The sequence below is a fragment of the Saccharicrinis sp. 156 genome, from assembly GCF_050589685.1.
In the GTDB taxonomy this organism is placed as follows: Bacteria; Bacteroidota; Bacteroidia; order Bacteroidales; family Marinilabiliaceae; genus Saccharicrinis.
This window is the reverse complement of record NZ_JBNGOS010000011.1, coordinates 162,662-177,534: the sequence shown is the minus strand read 5'-3', so window position 1 is coordinate 177,534 and position 14,873 is coordinate 162,662. Positions and strand designations below refer to the sequence as shown.

At 38.7% G+C, this 14,873-nt stretch carries 10 protein-coding genes and 1 tRNA gene; 4 read left to right on the top strand and 7 right to left on the bottom strand.

What is annotated here, in order from left to right; all coding sequences use genetic code 11:
* Positions 1 to 186 (bottom strand): GIY-YIG nuclease family protein (locus ACRD64_RS09010; RefSeq protein ID WP_430932984.1); only part of this gene is annotated, 186 nt, incomplete at its 3' end.
* A gap of 461 nt (positions 187 to 647) precedes the next feature.
* A tRNA-Ile gene (locus ACRD64_RS09005) sits at positions 648 to 721 on the bottom strand.
* 261 nt (positions 722 to 982) lie between these two features.
* Here ACRD64_RS09005 and ACRD64_RS09000 point away from each other — a divergent pair.
* A complete protein-coding gene (locus tag ACRD64_RS09000) occupies positions 983 to 1,636 on the top strand; it encodes an HAD family hydrolase (RefSeq protein WP_430932983.1) in 654 nt (217 codons plus the stop codon).
* 12 nt (positions 1,637 to 1,648) lie between these two features.
* Here ACRD64_RS09000 and ACRD64_RS08995 read toward each other — a convergent pair whose 3' ends face one another.
* The 3 genes from ACRD64_RS08995 to ACRD64_RS08985 form a co-directional block, all read right to left on the bottom strand.
* Positions 1,649 to 2,065 carry an SPOR domain-containing protein gene (locus ACRD64_RS08995; RefSeq protein WP_430932981.1) on the bottom strand — a complete coding sequence of 139 codons (417 nt, stop codon included), beginning with the start codon at positions 2,063 to 2,065 and terminating at the stop codon, positions 1,649 to 1,651.
* Between the two features lie 134 nt (positions 2,066 to 2,199).
* A complete protein-coding gene (locus ACRD64_RS08990) occupies positions 2,200 to 2,901 on the bottom strand; it encodes a response regulator transcription factor (RefSeq protein WP_430932980.1) in 702 nt (233 codons plus the stop codon).
* Between the two features lie 127 nt (positions 2,902 to 3,028).
* The gene (locus ACRD64_RS08985; RefSeq protein WP_430932979.1) at positions 3,029 to 4,066 is read right to left on the bottom strand and encodes a sensor histidine kinase; all 1,038 of its coding nucleotides are present in this window, start codon (positions 4,064 to 4,066) and stop codon (positions 3,029 to 3,031) included.
* A gap of 235 nt (positions 4,067 to 4,301) precedes the next feature.
* Between ACRD64_RS08985 and ACRD64_RS08980 the strand changes: the two genes are divergently transcribed.
* From ACRD64_RS08980 to ACRD64_RS08970, 3 genes are all read left to right on the top strand, one after another.
* Positions 4,302 to 6,578 carry an inorganic phosphate transporter gene (locus tag ACRD64_RS08980; protein WP_430932978.1) on the top strand — a complete coding sequence of 759 codons (2,277 nt, stop codon included), beginning with the start codon at positions 4,302 to 4,304 and terminating at the stop codon, positions 6,576 to 6,578.
* A 532-nt stretch (positions 6,579 to 7,110) separates the two neighbouring features.
* Complete coding sequence (locus ACRD64_RS08975; protein ID WP_430932977.1) at positions 7,111 to 8,298, top strand: hypothetical protein; 1,188 nt, start codon at positions 7,111 to 7,113, stop codon at positions 8,296 to 8,298.
* A 97-nt stretch (positions 8,299 to 8,395) separates the two neighbouring features.
* A complete protein-coding gene (locus ACRD64_RS08970; protein ID WP_430932975.1) occupies positions 8,396 to 11,290 on the top strand; it encodes a TonB-dependent receptor domain-containing protein in 2,895 nt (964 codons plus the stop codon).
* Positions 11,291 to 11,886: 596 nt separating this feature from the next.
* Here ACRD64_RS08970 and ACRD64_RS08965 read toward each other — a convergent pair.
* Positions 11,887 to 12,831: a pyridoxal-phosphate dependent enzyme gene (locus ACRD64_RS08965; RefSeq protein ID WP_430932974.1), complete on the bottom strand. Its 945-nt coding sequence runs from the start codon at positions 12,829 to 12,831 to the stop codon at positions 11,887 to 11,889.
* A gap of 194 nt (positions 12,832 to 13,025) precedes the next feature.
* A complete protein-coding gene (locus tag ACRD64_RS08960) occupies positions 13,026 to 14,705 on the bottom strand; it encodes a hypothetical protein (RefSeq protein ID WP_430932973.1) in 1,680 nt (559 codons plus the stop codon).
* Between the last annotated feature and the right edge of the window lie 168 nt (positions 14,706 to 14,873).

Below are 14,873 nucleotides of genomic sequence, written 5' to 3'. Positions count from 1 at the left end.
ATGTGCGTAATCTTCAAGATTGATAGATAAAAACAATTCCCAATCCTTAGCTTTGGCGGTATAACGGTGTTTCCCGTATGAATGATTATTGTGCTTAAGGATTCTTGATGCTACATTATGTTGGGTAACACCGATATAAAACCTGTCTAAAGAAGCACTAAAGAGAATATAACAAGATGCTGACATAATTTATATGCTAAAGCTATCAAGTTACAACTTCTTAACCTTACCTTCAATTTGCAGTGTATCTAATTTTTTATCTGGGAAACGTACATAGTAGTATATAAAAAAAGCCTCCTACTTTCGTAAGAGGCTTTGTTCCAGTGGGCCCACCTGGGCTCGAACCAGGGACCACCTGCCCCGATAGCCATCGGGGGAGTCAGGTGCTTGTTTGTTGGATGAGGTTATTTCTCATTTCTTGGTATTTTTTCAGGTTGTTTATATATGCGGTACTCTTCATCGATTTTATCTTCCTTTCAATACGGATTGCATGTGCGTAATCTTCAAGATTGATAGATGAAAATAATTCCCAATCCTTAGCTTTGGCGGTATAACGGTGTTTGCCGTATGAATGATTATTTTATCTGGGAAACGTACTGTAGTAGTAAATAAAAAGCCTCTTACTTTCGTAAGAGGCTTTGTTCCAGTGGGCCCACCTGGGCTCGAACCAGGGACCACCTGATTATGAGTCAGGTGCTCTAACCAACTGAGCTATAGGCCCTTTTGGGTGCAATATTATTTTTTGTCTTTTTCAACCACCTGTCCCGATAGCTATCGGGAAGTCAGGTGCTCTAACCAATGCCGAAAAACTTAAAACTGTGTTTTGTTAGTTTTTCGAGCATCCTCGATAAACTATCGAGGATATTTTCTTGTTTATCGGGACTGAGCTAGGCCCGGCATTGTTATACAAAAAGCGTTTTGTATATTGCGGATGCAAAAATAGTAAGTTATCTGAATAATTCAAATACATTTTTAAGAATTTATGACTAATCTGGAAAGTAAGAAGAATATCATATTCGATTTAGGCAACGTGGTTGTGGATATAGACTTGAATATCACTTTGGAACGTTTTCGTAAACTTGGTTTTGAACGGGGAGGTGATTTTATCGGTAAATACAAACAAAGTGGAATATTTCATGATTTCGAGGTGGGAAAAATATCGGCCGATGACTTTGTTAATGGAATAAAAGCACATATGAACCCTAATGTAAGTGATAAAGATGTTATAAGTGCCTGGAATGCGATTATAGGCGACTATAAAGAAGAAAGGATTACAACGATCATAAAATTAAAGGAAACACACAACGTTTTTTTATTGAGCAACACCAATGAATTACATATTGAGGCATGCGCAAATAGGGTTCCTATAGTTGGCACGTTAAGTAATTTATTCGATAAGGTTTATTACAGTTACGAATTAAATATGAGCAAGCCCAACAAGGACATTTTTGAAGAAGTATTGCGCGATGCCAATATTAAAGCGGAGGAAACGCTGTTTCTGGATGACGGGCTTGCAAATGTACAGACGGCAAAAAGTTTGGGAATTGAATCCTGGCTCGTAGAATTTCCGGATCAGTGGGTACCCAATATGAAAGAACTGATCAGCTCACAGTTATCAGTAAGCAAAAAACAGTAATTTCATATACGTTTATTTTTTAATAAGCAGCCAAACATCCTCGTGATCAGGCTTGTTTTTTTCACTTCTCAGTTCCCTGTAAGCTTCATTTTTATCGGAGAAACCTTTGTACGAAACCTTGTAAAAATCCTTGTTTTTACCAGTGTTTCTAACAATTACCTCGGCATCGAAACCCTGCTCTATCAGGCTGTTCTTAAACGAAATAGCGTTAGCTTCTTTCTTAAAGCTGGCAGCTATTAAAAAATATTTATTTTCTGGCTTTTCAACCACCGGTTTAGGTTTTGGCGCCGGAGGAACGGTATCTTTTTTAGCTACCGCAGGTTTTACCACTTCGCGTTTAACTTCTTTTTTGGGCTGTTCCTTCTTTTTGCCACAGCTGAATACGCCAACAGCAAAAATCATGAGTATTATTAACAGTTTATTTGTCATGGTACATTTGTTTAACGCTTCTAAAATAGAAAATATATTTTGATATAGGCTAATTTACATCTTTTTTAAAGGTAGGACAAAAAAAAAGAGAAACCGTTGGGTTTCCCTGTGTATTTTTAATTTGCCATGGAATACTATTCAACAAATTTGTAACCAACCCCTTTGATAGTTTTAATATGGTTCTGGCCAATTTTTTCCCTAACCTTTCTAATATGCACATCGATGGTTCTGTCTCCAACAATAATACTGTCGCCCCAGACAGAATTATATATCTCGTCTCTGGTAAATACTTTATCAGGCTTTGAAGCCAGCAACATCAATAATTCAAATTCCTTTTTAGGCAATACGAGCTCATCCCCCTTGTTTACGATAATGTATTTTTCGCGGTCAATAACCAAATCGCCAATCATGATCACATCTGATTTCTCCTCGGGTGCCTTGCCGGTATCTGGGTTATATCTTTTTAATAAAGCTTTTACCCTTGAAATAAGCACTTTGGGTTTAATGGGTTTCGATATGTAGTCATCGGCACCTGCATCGAAACCGGCAATTTGAGAATAGTCCTCGCTTCTTGCCGTTAAAAACGCCACAATACTATTTTTTAGAAGAGGGATTCTTTTTATTTCCTCACAGGTTTCAATGCCGTCCATCTCGGGCATCATCACATCGAGAATAATTAGTTGGGGAAGTTCTTTTTTAGCAATTTCTATGGCTTCGCTACCGTTTTGAGAAGTAATTACCTGAAAACCTTCTTTTTTTAAGTTGTAACTGACAAACTCTAAAATGTCCGGTTCGTCATCTACCAATAAGACCTTGAAATTATCTGCTTCTATCATTTTTACAGCGTTTGGATTTGGGCGGAAAGTTACGTAAATGATTTAATTTAACACTTTCTGTTTGTTATGTGATTGTAAATATATTGTTATATAATCTTAACTTCAAGCCTTTCGCGTGAATGATTTACTAATGTTTACCCTTATCCAACGTGATGGTGAAACTGGTTCCGCTTCCGTAGGTGCTGGTAACATTAATGGTTTGATTATGTGCTTCGATCAGGTGTTTTACAATGGCCAGGCCTAATCCTGTTCCTCCCTGTTCGCGAGATCTGCTTTTATCGGCTCTGTAAAACCGCTCGAAAATCCTGGGTAGATCGGATTGTTTTATCCCAATTCCATTGTCTTTTATTTCAATTAAATAACGATTATCCATATCGTAAAAATTAACAGTAGTTTTGCCGCCTAGTTTGCCGTAGTTGATGGAGTTGACCACCAGGTTACTGAAAACCTGAAAAAGACGTTGCTTGTCGCCCATCACCATTAATTGTTTTTCACCGGATTTATTAAGTTTGAGCTCGATGTTTTTATGGGTTGCGCGTATCTCCTGAAGGTCAAACACATCTTCAATAAGCTGAAACAGGTTAAACTCCTCCAGGTCTATCTCTAATTCGCCAGCTTCCAGTTTCGAAATGGATTCAAGATCTTCGATGATGGTGATCATTCGGTCAATGCTTTTTTCGGTCCGATGTAAATATAGCATGTTAATATCTTTGTCTTCAATTCCACCATCAAGCAGGGTTAATATATAGCCTTGAATGTTGAATATGGGGGTTTTTAATTCGTGCGATACATTCCCTAAAAATTCTTTCCTATATTTCTCCATTTGCCTAAGTTGTTGTATCTCCTTTGTTTTGCCTTGCATCCAGGTGGCCACTTCGCGATTTACTTCCGTAAAAGGATCTTTGTCATTATCAGGTGCCAAACCTAAAACAGATGGTTTAAAATGGTGGATTGTTTTGTAAATGGGATTAACCTTGGATTTAATAAAGCGGTTGATAAAATACCCGGCATAAAAACCATATATCAGTAGTAAGGCCAGGATGGAAATAATCAACGATACAATGATGTCAGGTGAAAAATAGTTTACGAGGAAGAAAGATATCGTAAGGAAAAAATAAATAGACGTGGAAAGGGCGATTAATTTTTTGGATGTAATGTTTTTCATACACTCTATTATATGGGAAAAAGAGACTTTGGGTTCCTTGTTAAGAACTCTCCAAACATATTTATTGCAGGCAAATGTAACATGAAATGCTGATCTGGCATAAAAGTAAATTTAATTTTATATCAGGTTATATTTCTTAATGTTATTAAATCATTAAAGCTGTGTTTATTTGCTAAAATGGTGGTAGTTTTATTCAATTACACCATTATATTTGCACATAATTTTGATTAGATAGATGGAGTACCTATACCTTATCATCGTGATTTTGTTGCTGTTGGGCGTTGTCGACCTGGTGGTCGGGGTATCTAATGACGCGGTCAACTTTTTACACGCGGCAATGGGCTCTAAGGTAGCCAATAGACGGTTTATTTATTTGGTGGCTGGTGCAGGATTATTAATCGGTGCGGGATTCTCGGGAGGGATGATGGAGGTGGCCAGGAAAGGCGTTTTTTACCCGGAGAATTTTTATTTAAATCAGTTGCTCATCGTATTTGTGGCTGTAATGATAACCGATATTTTGTTGGTGGATTTGTTTAATACCTTTGGTTTTCCTACTTCTACCACAATAGCCATAGTATTTGAAATGCTTGGTGCCGCCTTAGCTATGGGGCTTATTATTATAGGAGGGGATAATCCGGATCATCTTATTGTAGACGATCTTATCAATACCCAAAGAGTCTTTATTATTCTGGCCGGGATAGTTATATCCATATTCTTTGCATTTGTCATTGGAGCGATTGTCCAGTTTATTGTCCGTGTAATTTTTACCTTTAATTATAAAAAACGCTTTAAATTCTTGTTTTCTATTGGGGGTGCTGTCTCGTTAACGGCCATTGCATTTTTGTTGATTAAAAACGACATAGCCTTAACAAATATACGCACAGGAATTATTGTTGATCTCGCTCATCGAAATTTGGCAATAGTGTTGGGCGGTTTTTTCATGCTATCCCTATCTGTGTTTGTTTTTCTTACTTTCGTTTTTCATGTGGAGATTCCCAGGTTTGTTGTTTTTTGCGGGACCTTTGCCCTGGCTTTTTCTTTTGCAACTAACGACCTGGTTAATTTTATAGGTGTTCCGTTGTCGGCCCTTCAGGGATTTAATGTTTTTTCCGGTTCGCAAGAAACAGATTCCAGCCGGTTTTTAATGGATATATGGGGCGATGGTATGCAGGCAAACACTGTGTGGGAAAGCGGTACGTATCGGTTAATATATGTAGTCTCGGGACTCATCATGGCCATAACACTTTTTTATTCAAAGAAAGCCCGAACCGTAACAAATACCGAGTTATATCTGGGTAAACAAGAGTCGGGACAAGAATCTTTTGAACCATCTCAGCTTTCAAAACATTTAGTAAGAAACTTTTTAAGGGTATACAATTATCTGCGGAATATGATGCCCGGAAAAATTACAAATTTCTTCTCGGAAAGATATAAGCGGGAAGAAACATCCAAGGCTACAGATAATTTAGAAACACCCGTTTTTTTCGATACGGTGAGGGCATGTGTGAATTTAGTGGTGGCGAGTGTTCTGATTATTATGGGTACTTATTTTAGGTTTCCTTTGTCCACAACCTTTGTTGTTTTTATGGTTGCCATGGGAACATCATTGGCCGATCAGGCGTGGGGAAGAGAAAGTGCGGTATACCGGATATCCGGGGTGCTATCGGTCTTGGGCGGTTGGTTTATTACGGCCAGCGTAGGCTTTGTTGGAGCATTTATCATAACTCTGTTTGTTTGGTGGGGCAACATATATGCCATCGGTTTACTTTTGCTCGCAGTACCTTACGTAATTTATATAACCAATACTTACCACAAAAAAACGAGATTGCAGCAAAAAGAATTAAAACATGAAAGGAACCAGCAAATTGAGAATGACAAAGAAAACATGGTGGGGTTGGGAAGTGAACGGATCAGGAAACATATTCTCGAGACTTCCAAGATTTATATCCTCATTATACAAGGATTTGTAGATGAAAATGTTAAACAGCTCCGCGAAACCTGTGAAAAAACAAAATACCTGCAGAAAGTTTCGAAATCCATTAAGGAAGATTTGTTCGAAAATTTTTCGAATTTGGATGCGGATGATTTTGATTCAGGCCATTATTTTGTTCAGGCTATCGACTACTTGGGGGAGCTTTCCAGCACTTTAAAACAGATTGCAGTGCCCATCTACAACCATATCGACAACCAGCACAAAGGACTTTCTAATAGTCAAAAGGAGGATGCCTTACTTTTGTTAGAAGAGGTAACCGGTTTTTTCAATTACCTGGCGCATATCGAAAAGGAACAAAAGTTTGATTCGGTGCCGGAAATGGTCGAAAAACAAAAGTATATTGTTGATTTGATTGAGGAACTGCGTATAAAGCAGATCAAACGAATTATGGAAGGTGTGGGCAAAACCAGGTCAAGTATGCTGTTGCTGGAGTGTTATGCCGAATCAAAAAATTTGATTTTATATACCATAAACTTATTAAAGTCGCACCGCGACTTCCATGCAAATTATTCCAAGTAAGCGTAGTCATTCTACTAAATTAAAACGCGATAGCAGCAATCCCTGCCTTCTTTTTTACACTTAAGTTTTATTGAAGTTTCTGAATACGGATTATGGGAAAGTGGTTATGTTCTGGTAGCATGAAAAATCCCAAGATGGTATTCATTTGGCGCAGTATGTAAGCTTGTTATGCGCATTGGGATATTATGCTAAGTATAGGTATACCCTGCTTTTAATTCTTATTGAACGTGTAAAAAATGCCTTGAAATTACCTGTTTAGTCACCCATGGGCAAACAACATTATCGCAAGGTTAACAAAATGTTATGTGGTAAAATCGTGAATAATAAAAAACAAAATAAAAACCTACCTAAGTCTCACATATATTGTTGTTTAATGCTGTCTTAACATTAACCTATACTTCATATACCCTTAATATTTACTTATCGGATTGCCCAACATAGCAACATATTTTTGCTGTCGAAATTAAAACTCACACAGACTAGAGCGCGTGATGGGTAAATATGAAAAACTAATATTTAAATATCTTTTAAAATGAAAAAGACGGTTTTATTATTCGGATTGGCAGTTGCGGCTTTGTTAACTGCTTGTAGTGATGATGATGACAGCAATATGATTGAAGTACAAACTGATAATATCGTAATTGTTGACAATATTACAGAAAATACGACTTGGTCAGCTGATAAAGTTTATCAGTTAGGTGGTAGGATTGCTGTTGAAGCCGGCGCTACGTTAACCATTGAGCCCGGCACAGTGATTAAAGGTGAAGCAGGAACCGGTTCTAATGCAACAGCGTTGGTAGTTGCTCGCGGAGGTATGATTGATGCGGTTGGTACTGCGGTTTTGCCAATTATTTTTACTTCAGTTGCCGATGAAATTTCGCCTGAACAAGTTGCCACGGGAAATTTTGTATCGCCTAACCTGGAACCAACAGTTAACGGTCTATGGGGTGGTGTTATCATTTTGGGTAATGCTCCTATCTCTGCTTCTAACGATAGTGACGCAGATATCTCTGAAGTTCAGATTGAAGGAATTCCAACTTCAGATACAAACGGTTTATATGGTGGTTCTGACGCGGCTGACAACTCAGGTAAGTTCCAATATGTGTCTATCCGTCACGGAGGTACTAACATTGGTTCGGGGAACGAAATCAACGGGCTTTCTTTAGGCGGTGTTGGCACTGGAACAACGATCTCAAACATCGAAATCGTTTCTAACCAGGACGATGGTATCGAGTGGTTCGGTGGATCTGTAAACGTGTCTAACGTGGTGGTATGGAATGTGGGTGACGACGGTATCGATACAGATCAGGCTTGGACTGGCACTTTGGACAACTTCGTGGTTATTACTCCTGCCGGACATGCTTTCGAATTAGACGGGCCAGAAGGAACTGCCGAAGGAACACACAATATCACTAACGGTACTATCATTGCTTCAGTAGATGCCGATACAAAATGTAAAGATTTAATCAACACCGACGCTAACTCAATGGTTAACTTAAGCAACCTGTTCTTTACAGAAGTCATTGATCAGAAGATTAACAGTAACTCTGTTAGTGCTGCTGCAGTAACTTTGGCCAACATCTATATTGATGTTGATGCTGCTAACCTGGCCGATCACGTTGATGGAACTGTACCTGCGTCGGTAATGGCTGGTACTACTGAAACAACGAATGAAGCGGTTCTTTCATGGACCTGGGCTTCTCAAGCTGGTAAATTTTAATATGGGTTCTTTTATGAAGAACATCAAATACTAATCATTAAACAGGCCCGTAATTTCAGGTTCGGGTCTGTTATTATTTAATTTTTAGGAGGTCAAAGTGAAGAATTTATGGATTGTTTTTTTCGTATTTGTATCCATGTTATCCCAGGCTCAAAACGGAAAGATAAGAGGTACGGTTATTGAGGATGCTACCGGGGAAACGTTGGTAGGTGTTACCGTTTTTATTAAGGGAACAACTACAGGAAACATTACAGATCTTGATGGGAGGTTCTCGATAGATATTCCGGAAGGGACATATGATGTTCAGGTATCATATATTTCATATGAAACCACAGTAATAGAGGAGGTTCAGGTAAAAGAAAATGATGTTACCGTAATCGGAGATGTGCGATTAGGCCAAAACATACAGGATATTGAAGAGGTTGTTGTTAAAGCGAAGGTGATTCGGACAACAGAAACGGCATTGCAGACTATGAAAAAGAAATCAACCGTTATGCTGGACGGGATTTCTGCTGGTAAAATTCAATTGATTGGCGACGCAACCGCTGTTGAAGCAGCAAAACGTATTACGGGTGTATCCATTCAGGACGGGAAGTATGTTTACGTTAGGGGTTTGGGAGACCGTTATTCAAAAACTACATTAAATGGGATGGAAATTCCCGGGTTGGATCCGGATCGGAATTCAATACAAATGGATATCTTTCCTACCCACTTGATCAACAATATGGTGGTCAGCAAAAACTTTACGGCGGACCTGCCTGCGGACTTTACCGGGGGTATTATGAACGTGGAAACCAAGGATTTTCCTGAAAGAAAGATCTTTAGTGTCTCCGTTGGTTCTTCTTATAATCCCGATATGCATTTCAATTCGAATAACCTGAGTTATGAGGGTGGTGATCTGGACTTTTTAGGATTGGATGATGGAACGAGGTCCATGCCAACAGGAGCCAGGGTTGAAAATATACCTTCACCAATTTCAGGACACGGTTCGCAAGAGGTAACACGTTTTATCAACAGTTTCGATCCGGAACTAGGTGCGACAAAGGAAACGAGCTTAATGGATTTTAGTTTAGGGCTGACCCTTGGTAATCAAGTTGATCTTGCGCCAAGTAATGAAAAGCGTCAAGAAAAATCACCCAAACTGGGTTATGTGTTCTCTGCTTCCTATAAAAGTAAAAATAGGTTTTACGAGGATAGAGAATATGGAGAATATCAACTTAATAAAGAGCCAAATGTGAACGAACTTGTATACTCAACAGTTCGAACCGGCGATTTGGGGGAGCAAGAGGTATTAATTGGATTGCTTGGTGGTGTAGCCTATAAAACTAATGTATCAAAATTTCGATTTACGGCCATGCATCTTCAAAGTGGAGAAAGCAAAGCAGGTTTTTTTCACGTAGATAATAATCCAGAAGCAATTGGTCAATCAGGTTATTTGGCTAAAACGCATAACCTTGAGTATAATCAACGCTCTTTATCCAATGCCATATTAAACGGCACACATGTATTGAATGAAAAAGGTTGGGAATTGGATTGGAGAGTATCCCCCACGTTATCTAGATCTGAAGATCCGGACATCCGTAAAACGCCATTCTCGATAGTTGGGGATGGATTTGAGTTTAGTGCAGGTGAAGGCGGTAACCCATCCAGAATTTGGAGGGCACTTAACGAAATTAACCTCAGTAATAAAGTTGATGTTACTAAAAAGTATACGTTTAAAGGCTTAGACGCAAAAGTTAAGTTTGGTGCCAGTTATACCTATAAAAACAGGAGCTACGAGATAGTCAAGTTTGATATAGTTACTTTTGGAGGAAATACGAGTTGGCCAACCTCAGATGCAAATCAGGTGTTGTTGCCGGAAAACATGTATCCTAATGGGCACTTGTTATATTATCAAACGGATTATAGCAACCCCAATGCCAATGAGTACGAGTCCAATGCAAGCAATATGGCGTTTTATGCGTCTAACGAGTTTAAAGTGTTACCAAAGCTTACAACAACCATAGGCTTGCGTGTTGAGAGCTTTACGTTACATCATACTGGTCGGGATCAGGCAGGAGCAAGGGGATCTTCCAATGGTAACGTATTGGCTAATGAAAAGGTATTGGATTCGTTTGATTTATTTCCTTCGTTAAACTTTATTTATTCGATAACTGATGAGCAGAACTTGAGAATGGCTTATTCCAGGACAACTGCTCGACCATCTTTTAAGGAACTTTCATATGCACAAATCATTGATCCTATCTCTAATAGTATATTTAATGGTGGTTTGCATGCGTATGGCGATTGGGACGGAAACCTGGTTTCAACGTATATCAATAATGCTGATCTTAGATGGGAGTTGTTTATGCGTAAAGGTCAGATGGTCTCTCTTAGTGGATTTTATAAGTCTTTTACAGACCCAATTGAACTGGTACGTATACCTGAACAACAAACAAGTACAGAATATCAGCCCAGAAATGTTGGAGACGGTCAGCTATTCGGTATTGAATTCGAATTCAGGAAAAATTTAGATTTTCTGACATTGAATAATATAAACGTAAATGGTAACGTTACCATGGTTGATTCAAAAATTGAAATGACCGATACGGAACTCGATTCAAGAAAAGGACAGGCAAGGGATGGTCAATCAATAGATAATAACCGTGTTATGGCAGGGCAGGCATCCTATGTGGTTAATGCAGGTATTGTTTACGGTAAGCAAGAATCAGGACTGGATGTTGGGTTGTTCTACAATGTTAAGGGAGAAACGCTTACACTTGTAGGTGGTGGCGTATTTCCGGACGTTTATACGAAACCTTTCCATAGTCTGAATTTCAGTTTAAATAAAAAAATTGGCGCACAAAAAAGAATGCTGGTAGAGTTTAAAGCTTCCAATATTCTTGGAAATGAGGTGGAAGAAATATTTAAATCTTATAAGGCAAAAGATCAGACGTTTAAGCGGTATAACCCAGGAAGATCATTTAGTATTGGTTTTAAATATAAAATATAAATGATCACTATTGTCCGGTGAAACAATTCATTTTAATTTAGCGCTCTAGCCGCACAGGCTCTTACTTTATGGCTACAGCCCCAAAAAGTAAGAAAAAAAGACCGCCGCTGCAGATAATTTACTAAAAATCAGACTAGTTGGCTAAAATCCGGAAACTCGCTGCGCTCAAACAACCCAGATTTTTTAACGCCAGCTAACCTGATTTTATTCACAGAAATTCTTTGAAGCGGATGTAAGCCCTACACTAATTAAAAATCTCTCAACACCCTGTAAACATTGGGTTAGAGAGTTAATCAAAAAAGGTTTACCAGACACCTATGATAAATGATTTATTTTTATTTAACATTGAGAAATAGCCCATAACTGAAGGTTATTTCGTTCTATACGTCTTTTAAAGTATTTTGTAGCAAACCCGGATAGGCACAATCATTTATGATTTTTATACGAAAAGGGATTTGTATAAAGCACTTAAAAGCAACCCATGACTTTTTCGCGCAGAGTTCGGCAAATAAGATCGCGGAGTCTCGCAGAAAAAAAATCAGTGGAACTCAGCGTTCAACCATGCGTTCATCTGTGGGAAACCATTTACGGGAAACCTAAAATGGCAATTTTGCCAGATCCACATTCCCGCCCGTTAAGATAACGCCCACTTTTTTCCCTTTAAAAGCCTCTTTGTTGTCCATGATAACGGCCAAGGCTACTGCGCTGGAAGGTTCAACAATTATTTTCATGCGTTCCCATATTAATCGCATCGCCTTAATCGTAGAACTATCGGGAGTGGTGATGATATCATCGACATTTTTAATAATGATTTCAAAGGTAAGCTCACCGAGTGCTGTTAACAGCCCGTCGGCAATGGTGTTGGGCTTGATAGACGGCATGCGTTGCTTGTTCAGAAAGGACTGGGAAGCATCGTCGGCGCCTTCGGGTTCTGCCCCGATAACCTCAATATCAGGATTAATATATTTGGCCGCAATAGAAGTGCCACTTAAGAGACCTCCACCGCCCACTGGCGCAACGATGGCGTCTAAATCGTTTTGTTGTTGCATGAATTCCAAGGCACATGTACCTTGTCCTGCAATTATTTCTTTCTGGTTGTAGGGATGAACCATTATGGCACCTGACTCTTCCAATATTTTTTCCAATGTTTGCTCGCGCGATTGTAGTGTAGGTTCGCAAAACGTGATTACCCCGCCATAGCTGCCTACCGCCTTCTTTTTTATTTCGGGAGAGTTTTTGGGCATCACAATATAGGCATGTGCCTCGCGAAGTTTGGAGGCCAATGCCAAAGCCGCAGCATGATTGCCTGAGGAATGCGTTCCAACTCCGTTGGCAATCTGTTCTTTGCTTAAGGAAAAAACAGCATTGCAAGCTCCCCTAAACTTAAAAGCACCGGCTTTCTGAAAATTCTCGCATTTAAAAAAAATCTCTGCTCCTGTTATTTTGTTAATAGAGGCACTCGTTAAAACAGGGGTGAAATGGATATAAGGCTGGATACGGACATAGGCGTCCTCAATGTCTGTAAAAGTAGGTTTTTTCATATTATTTATATTATGGGCATTTAATAAGGCAACAGGTGTTATTGATCCAATTGGACATTACAAGATACAATTCTTATCCTCTTTTTACGTGATAATCTCCATCATTATTGCTTTAAGCTACCTGAAGAATAGCAGGCAGTATATCTATTGCATCATCCAGTCCCTGGCTGCGCCTGGCCATCGGCCGTTTGGGCTTATTCTGATTCTTCGATGATCTCCTGAAAAGCCAACATACAATTTTTAGCCATTTCAATATCATCAAAGTAAATTTTTATTTTACTGGTGTAATTGCTCACTACACCATTTTTGTAGGTTTTTATCACTTTTGAATTATAGTTAGCGTTAACTTCAACCGACAATGATTTTCCTGTGATGTTATAATTTATGTTTTTACTGTCGATATCATTCATGTTAAACTCGTAAAGCATTTCAGTGGCATTGGAACCAGCGGAAATTAATTGTTTGAACTCAATTTTTTTAGGATCGTTTTCCGATTTTATCAATACTTGCACATACGTTTTTTTGTCTACGTTTACCTCAACTATATGATCCATTAGCCATTTAAGTTTTTCCTTTGCGTTTGTTTGAGGGATCAAACGGTTTGGACGTTCTTTACAAACTTCAACCAATTTTTTCAGTAAATGTCTAATTATTTTTGCGTCATAACTGCTGCTGCAAATCAGCACTAACTTATTGCTGTATCCTTCAATTTCTCCATCTTTTTCTTTTCGGATAAGCTTTTGATTCGCTAGGGTTGAAAACCCTATTTGCATTTTTGTTCCGCTGATAATGTAGTCAATAGATTGTTCGCGAATATCGGAGAAATTGAATTGATAACTTGATGTAGTTGTCCCCTTAGGCGTATTTTCTGTTACTTCAAAATTGGATAAGCAACTGTTGGTAAAGGCTTGCAGATATGTATTCTCATCTATCGATAACTCTGCTATACGGGAGTTGATCATATCTAGTATCTGCCCTGGTTCACTTACACTTGGTAAGCTCTCGTGTACTTTCGTGCGCGCCTGCGGTATACATCTTTTTAGTACGATGCTAAGATCGCGTGCTGCATCAACTTGGTTGGCCAGCATACTGACTTTGGCAACAAATGGCACCTGATTTCCATTTTTTACCTTGTGAACCAGTTTCTTCCTGTACTTCATTTCAAACACCAGTTGCACCTTGTTTCCCTTAACGTCAATCATCACCGAATTTTCTTCGATGTCGGCCAGATTAAAAACATATTGCTCATCATCTGTTTTCTTGCCTGTGGTGGTCGTTACATCCAGCGACATATTTCCGGCAACACCTTCCAGTGTTCGTAGTTTTTGATCGAAACTGGCACCCGGGAGGTTAACTTCGGTGACACCTTCCTGCAAAAATGAAACTTTATCCTCATAACTTGGAATGTCGATTTTAGTGGATAGAATTTCTTTGCCGAGAGGAATCATTTTTTTTATAATGGCGCTGATCTCGCGTGCATTATCTTTGTCCTTAGCCATAATTTTTGCCGTGCTGACATAAGGCAGTAACTCTCCGTCTGAAGTTACCCGGATAAACTTTTGCCCGTCATTAACTTTAAGTTGAACATGGATGGCATCCTTCACAGTAATTTCTTTGACCATATAAATATCAATGTCGGCCAAATTAATGGTGAACTCGGTCGTTTTGCTTTCTCCTTTGTTATTGATAAAATTGCTTTTGACCTGAATGATACCGGGAATGGTTTCTTGAATTCCCTGGTCAAACTCCCCCGATTTAACCTGTACTGTTTGAACCTTGGTTTTGAGTTCATTCACGAGCTCCGTAAAACCAGAGTTTGCAGAAACAAAAACAGTTACCAATCCTAAAATGATGGTTAAAATAACTTTAGCCATGATGATTTTGTTTTTTTAATAGATTATCTAATGTATTTTGGGGGTTTAGCTCATATAATATAGTGAATTAGAAGTTTGAAATCCAGTATATTTTGTGTAATCCCCTTTAAATTATATAGGGATTCAAAAAGAAAAAACCCCAAACGAGTCTGTTTTTAAAGACTTATT

Excerpts from the sequence above, each read along its gene's own strand:
- ACRD64_RS09000 (WP_430932983.1), top strand. The coding sequence starts at position 983 with ATGACTAATCTGGAAAGTAAGAAGAATATCATATTCGATTTAGGCAAC.
- ACRD64_RS08995 (WP_430932981.1), bottom strand. The coding sequence starts at position 2,065 with ATGACAAATAAACTGTTAATAATACTCATGATTTTTGCTGTTGGCGTA.
- ACRD64_RS08990 (WP_430932980.1), bottom strand. The coding sequence starts at position 2,901 with ATGATAGAAGCAGATAATTTCAAGGTCTTATTGGTAGATGACGAACCG.
- ACRD64_RS08985 (WP_430932979.1), bottom strand. The coding sequence starts at position 4,066 with ATGAAAAACATTACATCCAAAAAATTAATCGCCCTTTCCACGTCTATT.
- ACRD64_RS08980 (WP_430932978.1), top strand. The coding sequence starts at position 4,302 with ATGGAGTACCTATACCTTATCATCGTGATTTTGTTGCTGTTGGGCGTT.
- ACRD64_RS08975 (WP_430932977.1), top strand. The coding sequence starts at position 7,111 with ATGAAAAAGACGGTTTTATTATTCGGATTGGCAGTTGCGGCTTTGTTA.
- ACRD64_RS08965 (WP_430932974.1), bottom strand. The coding sequence starts at position 12,831 with ATGAAAAAACCTACTTTTACAGACATTGAGGACGCCTATGTCCGTATC.
- ACRD64_RS08960 (WP_430932973.1), bottom strand. The coding sequence starts at position 14,705 with ATGGCTAAAGTTATTTTAACCATCATTTTAGGATTGGTAACTGTTTTT.